Genomic DNA, 6794 nt, shown 5'->3' on the forward strand with positions numbered 1-6794 from the left:
CAAGAATCGTGTTCGGGTCTCAGGCGTCGCCAAAAACGGCTTGCCGGGGGCGGATTCCAGTGGCGACGCTCACGCCCTGCACGTGCGAGGTCTTGAGCATCGGGTAGTTGGCCTCGCCGAAGACGCCGCCGGTGAGACCGGTGCCGCCGTGGCTGGGCAGGTAGGGCAGGAAGCCGATGTGCGAGTCGTTGATCTTGAGCAGGCCGCCGTTGACGACCCGCGCGACGAAGGCGTCGATCACCTCGGCCGACCCGGCCCACAGCGAGTTGCGCAGGCCGTAGTCGTTGGTGTTGACGAACTCGATGAAGTCGTCCAGGTGCTCGCTGTCCCCGGCGGCCGCGGGCACGATCACCGGCAGCAGCGGGAAGAACGTCTCGTGCTTGACCATGTCCAGCTCGCGCGCGGTGGCCAGACCGTCCACACGCAACACCGTCGGCTGGAGGAACACCCCGGTGTCCGACGGGGTGCCGTCGATCTCCATCCGGCCGCCGCCGCAGATCAGGACCGCGCCGTTGTCGGTCGCCTGGCGCTGCAACGCGAAGAACTTCTCCGCGCGCCGCACCGGGGACAGCAGCACGCCTTCCTCGTCCGGGTACCCGGGGCGGATCTCCACGATCTGCTCGCGGATCTTGGCGATCAGCTCGTCGGCGACCTCGGGGTGGACCACGACGCAGTTGGGCACCATGCAGATTTGGCCGGAGCCGTAGAAGCACTCCAGGATCGCCTCGGTGGCCGAGTCGAGGTCGGCGTCCTTCCACACCACGATGGTGTCGTTGCCCGCCAGCTCCAGGATCGGCTTCTTGCCGTTGGCGATGCAGCGCTCCTGGAGTTTGAAGCCCTCTTCCGAGCCGCCGATGAAGAAGATGTCGTTCACCAGCGGGCTTTCCACCCAGCGGTCCATGGTCTGCTTGGGGTTGCTGCAGATCACGTTCAGCACGCCCGCTGGCGCGCCGACCTCGTCCAGCAGCGGCGCCATCAGGTCGCGGCACAGGTACATGGTGCTCAGCGGGATGCTGCGCGGCGCGCGCACCACGACGGCGTTTCCGGCCATCAGCGGCAGCATCGCCAGCGCGGCGCTGGGGCCAGCGGCGTTCTGCGGCGGGTTGAAGCAGACCACGCCGTCGGGCTGGCGGCGCACGATGAGGCGGCGGTTTCCGTGCTGGAACTCGGTGTGCATCCGCTGCGCGTACCAGTCGAGGCTCTCGGGCCCGTAAACCTGTTGCAGGCAGCTCAGTTCCCAGCGGGCCAGGTTGACCGGGTGCGACTCGGCGACCAGCAGCTCCAGGAACTCGTCCTGGTTGTCAATCAGCGTCTGGCGGAACAGTTCGCCTAGGCGCATCCGGCGCTCCAGCGGCACCGCGGCCCACTCCCGGGCGGCGGTCGCGGCGGCGGCGGTGGCCTCGTCGATGTGCTCGGTGGTGGCAACGCCGCAGCGCCCGACGACGTACCGGTGCCGCGACGCGGCGTCGTCGGGGTTCTTCTCCAGGGCCCGCTTGAGGCTGATGCTGGTGAACACGTCCTCCAGCAGCGACGCCGCGCTGGTGGTGTAGACCCAGCCGTCGCCGGGGACGTCCTTGCCGCCGATGTACAGGTCGTAGCTGCGCAGCGGCGTGCCGCGGTCCGCGTCGGCCGTCCCACCGGACAGCTGACTCGGGTCTGCCTCAAAAAGCATCATCTCATGCCCTTCCCGGTGGCGGGTCCGTCACAATTCGGGACGCGCATTCTTGCCCTGCGCGGTACAGGTCCGACTCTCGCAGAATCATCTGACCGCGCCCTGACAGCCGATTGATTGATCAGGAAAGCGCGGCGTCGAGCCATTCACGCAGTTCGGCCGCGTTCATCGAATCGAGTTTCACCGCCGCGTCGGCGACCTCGGCCGAACCGCCGACGGAAATGAACTTCTCGCGCATGAGCCACGCGTGCCGTTCCCGGGTGTCCGGGCCCGCCGCGCCGAGCGGAATGGCGCGCTCGGCGCTTACCGTGCGGCCGTCAGCGAGCGTCACCGTGATGCGGGCAGGGGTGGCCTTGGTGGCCTGGGCGAAGTCGCCGCTGGGCTCGGCCCCGGCCGCCAGCGCGACGAGTTCGTCGCCGCCGAAAGACCGCAGCCACGGCTCACCGGCGGCCCCCGCGTGCCGCAGCGCCTCGCCGAACGGCGCGTCAGAGGCGAACAGCGCACGGGTCATGGCCGGGTCGTGCGCCAGCCGGACCCGCTCCGCCACGGCCCAGCGCGCCGGGTCGGCCGTGGCGGGCCGGTCGAGGTCCGCGGCGAGGAAATGCCCGGTCAGCAGGGCGGTCGCCACCGGATACGCCACGTTGAGCACCAGCGCGCCCAGGGCCGAGTCCGCGCCCGCGATGTAGCGGCGGGACGTCTTGTCGGCCAGCAGCGTGTACGCCGACGCCTCCACCAGCACGTCGGCGATCTCCTCCGGCCGGAACGGGCCAAGCTCGGCGGCGACATCGACGGCGGCGTCGATCCCGGGGCCGCCGGGGTGCAGCTTGAACGACAGCGTCTCGGTGTGCCACCGCTCGCCGAGCCGGTGGTCGACCAGGTCGGGCAGCGGCACGGTGGCGAACCGGGCCAGGAACCCGTCCGGGTGCTCGATGAGGTCGTCCGCGCCGCGCAGCCCGGCGCGGGCTGCGGCGCAGGCGTCGTTGGCCGCGCGGACCGGGGCCAGCGTGCACAGCAGCCGCGCGTCGCTGGCCAGGAACGCGCGCATGAGCGGCCAGTTCGGCATCGCGAACGCCAGCCCGAACGCGTCGGTCCACACCTCGGCGTCCGCGCCCTCGCACTTGAGGCGGCCCGCGACCGTGCCCGCGAGGTGGGTGTGCAGGGCGCTCTGGCCGCGCAGCGGGCCCAGGGTCGCCGCGGCGGTGATGCGCGCCGCGCACTCGTTGGCCGTGACCACGGCGGTGACCAGCGCCGCGCCGTCGCCCGCGCGCGAGAACGCCACCGGGACCGCGACCGTCGAGTTGGACAGGTGCCCGGCGTAAGCGGTGTCGTCCAGGTTCAGCCACGACCCCAGCCCAGCCAGCACGGCGGCGGCGGCGCTCGGGTCGTCCTGGGTCGGCGAGCCGAACGCGTCGACCAGCTTGGCGCCCAGCGGGTGCGCCGCGCCCGCGCGGATCGCGGCGAGCTGGGACAGGATCTGGCTGGCCGCCAACTCGCGGACCCGGCTGGGGACGTCCTCGTGCGCCAGACCGGCCGCCCACCGCGACAAACGGCGCAACCGGCTCACCACGACCCCGCTTTCACCACGTCCGGGTCGCACCACACCGGCAGCGCGCCGGGCGAGACCCGCATCGACATGCTGGTGGCCACGTTCTGCCGCAGCTCGCCGTCGTGCTCGAAGACCAGCGGCTCGCCGTCGGTGCGCAGCACCTCGATGTGGCTGCCCCGGCCGTAGTAGACGCCGGGGACGCCGAGGTGGTCGCCGCCGCGCACCAGGTCGGGGACCTTGGCCAGCGGCACCTGGTCGCTGATGACCACGACGTCGAGCAGGCCGTCGGCGAGCTCGGACAGCGGCAGCAGCAGGTACTGCCCGCCCCGGTAGCGCCCGCCGCCGACGTTGGCCAGGACGGTGCCGCCCTCGAACAGCGTCGCGCCGTCCACGACCACCCGGCCGGGGTACGGGGTGAACGCGGCCGCGGCGTCGCCGAGGGCCTTGGCGTAGCGGGCGCGGCCGGTGAGCGTCGTCTGCTTCGCATAGACCAAGGCCTCGGCGACCACCCCGGAACAGGCTCCGAGGAAGACCAGCGCGCCGGTCTCGGCGAGCCGGGCCAGGTCGAGCCTGCGGCGCGCGGCGGTGCCGTCGAAAACGCTTGCCAGGGCCGCCGACCAGGGCCGCTCCGCCCACAGCATCCGGTAGGCCGAGTTGCCGGTGCCGCCGGGGATGATCATGAGCGTGGCGTCGGCCGCGCCCGCCATCCCCTCGACCACCTCGCGGACCGTGCCGTCGCCGCCGATCACCACGACCAGGTTCGGCGGGTGCGCCTCGGCGAGCGCCCGCTGCACGCTCTCCGTCGCCTCACCCTGCGAAGAGGTCACGTGCAACGTCGTCGGAGCGTGCGCCAGACAGCGCTGTCGGACACCCGACAGCAGGGCGTTCGACGCGCTGCCCGCTGTCGGGTTGGCGATCACCAGCACCCGGCTCGGGTCCTGGTTGGGCACTGTCCCGGTCATCGGCTCTCCTGACGTCGCGGGGGTTGCCGCCACACGCGATTCGCCCGTGAATCGCTGACGGGAAAACAATGGCGGCCCGTTCTGACAGTGACCTGACCACGCCCTGACCAGGCCCTGACAATTGCGCATTCGGGGCTTTCACGAGCATTTGTCGCGGTGTTCTACTGACCCTCGCCGCGACCAGACCCCATGGCGAAGGAAGAAAGGGTGCAACGGTGACGACCACAGTGAGCAGGACCGAAATCCCGGTGCTTGAGCAGATCCGGGCGCACACCCAGGCCGAGAACGCCTCGGCGTTCCTCGCCCTCAACGCGCGCACGGAGACCTTCACCAGCCCGCTGGCCGATGGCGCCATCGCCTACCGGCGCGCGGGCGGCTACCTCGTGCAGCTCGGCGGCGTGTTCGCGCCGCAGGCCGACTACGAGAAGCTGCTGGCGGCGTTCCTGGCGCACGCGAAGGAGGAAGGGCTCAAGGTCGTCGCCGTGCAACTACAGCGGCACGACGCGGAGATCTACGCGCGGCACGGGTTCACGGTCAACCAGATCGGCGCGTCGTGGGCGGTGTCGCTGCCCGAGTTCTCGTTGCGGGGCACCAAGTTCATGCAGCTGCGCAACAAGATCTCGCGCGCCTTCCGCAACGGCCTGGTCGTCGAGGAGGTCACCGCGTCCGACTACGCCGGGGCCATCGCCGACATCGACCGGCAGTGGCTCGGGTCCAAGGGCGAGGACGCGCACCAGTTGGAGTTCCTCGTCGGCGAGGTCGGCGGCGACGGCCAGCCGCACCGCCGGATGTTCCTGGGCACCATTGAGGGCGCGCCGGTCGGCTACATCTCCTACTCCCCGGTTTACGGCTCCCGGCACGGCTGGATGCACGACCTGAGCCGCCGCATCCCGCACGAGTCGCCCGGCATTATGGAGGCGATCAACTCCACCGCCATCGAGACCTTCCGCGGCGAAGGCGTGCCGTGGCTGCACTTCGGCTTCACCCCGTTCACCGGTTTGGACTCGACCCAGGAGATCCCCGGCCACAACCTGGGCTTCCAGTGGCTGATGCACGCCCTGTTCGCCCAGGGCGCGGACCTGTACCCGGCGCAGTCGCAGCTGGCCTACAAGCAGAAGTGGGCGCCGTCGCTGGTGATCCCCGAGTACATCGGTTTCCAGGACCGGGCGTCCCTCGCCGGTTTCGCCCACGTTTTCCGCGCCTGCGGCGCGTTCTGAGAGGAAGCACCCGAATGTCCACAGAGGATTTGATGCAGGCAACGGTCGGCGCGCTGTTCGGCATCTTCGGCGCCCCCGACGACCCGGCCGTCGCCGAGGCGGCCGACGACACCCTCGCCGCGCTGCACGACGCCCTCGCGGCCAACTGAGACGGAGAGAGCAACGCGATGCAGTCCCCGAACACCGTGGCGCCGGACCCCGTGCAGCTGTCCGCGCAGTCGGCCACCTTCACCGAACTGCTCAAGCGGGTGAAGAAGGAAGGTTTGCTCGACCTGCAGGCAGGCTGGTACTACCGCAGAATCTCGCTGAACCTGACAATGCTCGCGGCGGGCATCGCCGCGTTCTTCCTCGTCGGAGACTCCCCCTGGCAGCTACTGGTCGCCGTGTGGTGCGGCCTCTGGTGCGCCCAGGCGTCCTTCATGTTCCACGACGCCGGCCACAAGTCGATGTTCCGCGCCCGCAAGTCCGCGACCATCGTCGGCTACACCCACGCCAACCTGGTCAACGGCTTCAGCTACGGCTGGTGGGTCAACCACCACAACCGCCACCACAGCCACCCCAACCACCTGTCCCTCGACCCCGACATCGGCCGCAGAACGGCGATCTTCGACATCAAGCAGTACGCGACGAGGACGAGGGTGCAGCGTTTCATCGTGCGCCACCAGTCGATCCTGTTCTTCATCTTGTTGACCCTGGAGTCGTACAAGATGCAGAAGACGGCCGTGAAGATGATCGCCAAACGGGGCGAGCTCAAGTCCCCCGTCCTGGAGTCCACCCTCATCCTGGTGCGCCTGGCGATCTACTTGACGTGCCTGTTCCTGGTCCTCAACCCCCTGCTGGCCGTCGGCTTCCTGGTGGTACAGCAGGCAGTCATGGGCGTCTACTTCGGAATGATCTTCGCCCCCAACCACAAGGGCATGGAAATCCGCGACGGCGAAGAGGAAACCCTGGACTGGCTGGAACGGCAGGTGCTGACCTCCCGCAACATCAACCCGTCCCCCCTGATGGACTTCATGTACGGCGGCCTGAACTACCAGATCGAACACCACCTGTTCCCAGCGATGCCACAGAAGTCGTTGCCCCGAGCCAGACAACTCACGATCGAGTACTGCAAGGAGAAGGGAATCCCGTACCACGAACTGGGATTCTGGGCCTCGTACAAGGAGGTTGCCACGTTCTTACACGACGTCAGCGCTCCTACTCGCACCGGTGAGGTTACGTTCAGCCAAGCCGCTTGAGTCGGGGGTTCCTGGAGGCCACTCTTCCTTGGGGAGGGTGGCCTTCGGGCTGGCTCTGGGGTTGGCTCGATGGGGTGGAGTGGTTTCTTCGGGGCCCCTACGAAGGAAGATCGCCGTGTGAAAGACGGGTGGGATGCCTTCGGCCTCACACGCGCGGAG

6 protein-coding genes are annotated in these 6794 nt (G+C 69.4%); 3 read left to right on the plus strand and 3 right to left on the minus strand.

Annotated features, from left to right (window positions below; genetic code table 11):
• Positions 1-19: 19 nt before the first annotated feature.
• The 3 genes from ACZ6SD_RS23585 to ACZ6SD_RS23595 form a co-directional block, all read right to left on the minus strand.
• On the minus strand, positions 20-1675 hold the full coding sequence (locus tag ACZ6SD_RS23585; RefSeq protein ID WP_465319144.1) for an aldehyde dehydrogenase family protein: 1656 nt from the start codon (positions 1673-1675) through the stop codon (positions 20-22).
• Between the two features lie 118 nt (positions 1676-1793).
• Positions 1794-3227: an MmgE/PrpD family protein gene (locus tag ACZ6SD_RS23590; RefSeq protein WP_465319145.1), complete on the minus strand. Its 1434-nt coding sequence runs from the start codon at positions 3225-3227 to the stop codon at positions 1794-1796.
• A gap of 5 nt (positions 3228-3232) precedes the next feature.
• Entirely contained in the window at positions 3233-4180 is a 948-nt protein-coding gene (locus ACZ6SD_RS23595; RefSeq protein ID WP_465319146.1) for a diacylglycerol/lipid kinase family protein, read from the minus strand.
• A 215-nt stretch (positions 4181-4395) separates the two neighbouring features.
• Between ACZ6SD_RS23595 and ACZ6SD_RS23600 the strand changes: the two genes are divergently transcribed.
• Genes ACZ6SD_RS23600 through ACZ6SD_RS23610 form a run of 3 tightly spaced genes read left to right on the plus strand, consistent with a single transcriptional unit; the run spans position 4396 to position 6635 of the window.
• The gene (locus tag ACZ6SD_RS23600) at positions 4396-5397 is read left to right on the plus strand and encodes a DUF2156 domain-containing protein (RefSeq protein WP_465319147.1); all 1002 of its coding nucleotides are present in this window, start codon (positions 4396-4398) and stop codon (positions 5395-5397) included.
• Positions 5398-5411: 14 nt separating this feature from the next.
• Entirely contained in the window at positions 5412-5546 is a 135-nt protein-coding gene (locus ACZ6SD_RS23605) for a hypothetical protein (protein ID WP_465319148.1), read from the plus strand.
• An 18-nt stretch (positions 5547-5564) separates the two neighbouring features.
• Positions 5565-6635 (plus strand): fatty acid desaturase family protein, encoded by a 1071-nt coding sequence (locus ACZ6SD_RS23610; protein WP_465319149.1) that lies wholly within the window; start codon positions 5565-5567, stop codon positions 6633-6635.
• Positions 6636-6794: the final 159 nt, after the last annotated feature.

The organism is Actinokineospora sp. NPDC051303, from assembly GCF_055586285.1.

What these genes read in the sequence shown, in the direction of transcription:
- ACZ6SD_RS23610 (WP_465319149.1), top strand. Translation starts at nt 5,565, where the DNA reads ATGCAGTCCCCGAACACCGTGGCGCCGGACCCCGTGCAGCTGTCCGCG.
- ACZ6SD_RS23585 (WP_465319144.1), bottom strand. Translation starts at nt 1,675, where the DNA reads ATGATGCTTTTTGAGGCAGACCCGAGTCAGCTGTCCGGTGGGACGGCC.
- ACZ6SD_RS23605 (WP_465319148.1), top strand. Translation starts at nt 5,412, where the DNA reads ATGTCCACAGAGGATTTGATGCAGGCAACGGTCGGCGCGCTGTTCGGC.
- ACZ6SD_RS23595 (WP_465319146.1), bottom strand. Translation starts at nt 4,180, where the DNA reads ATGACCGGGACAGTGCCCAACCAGGACCCGAGCCGGGTGCTGGTGATC.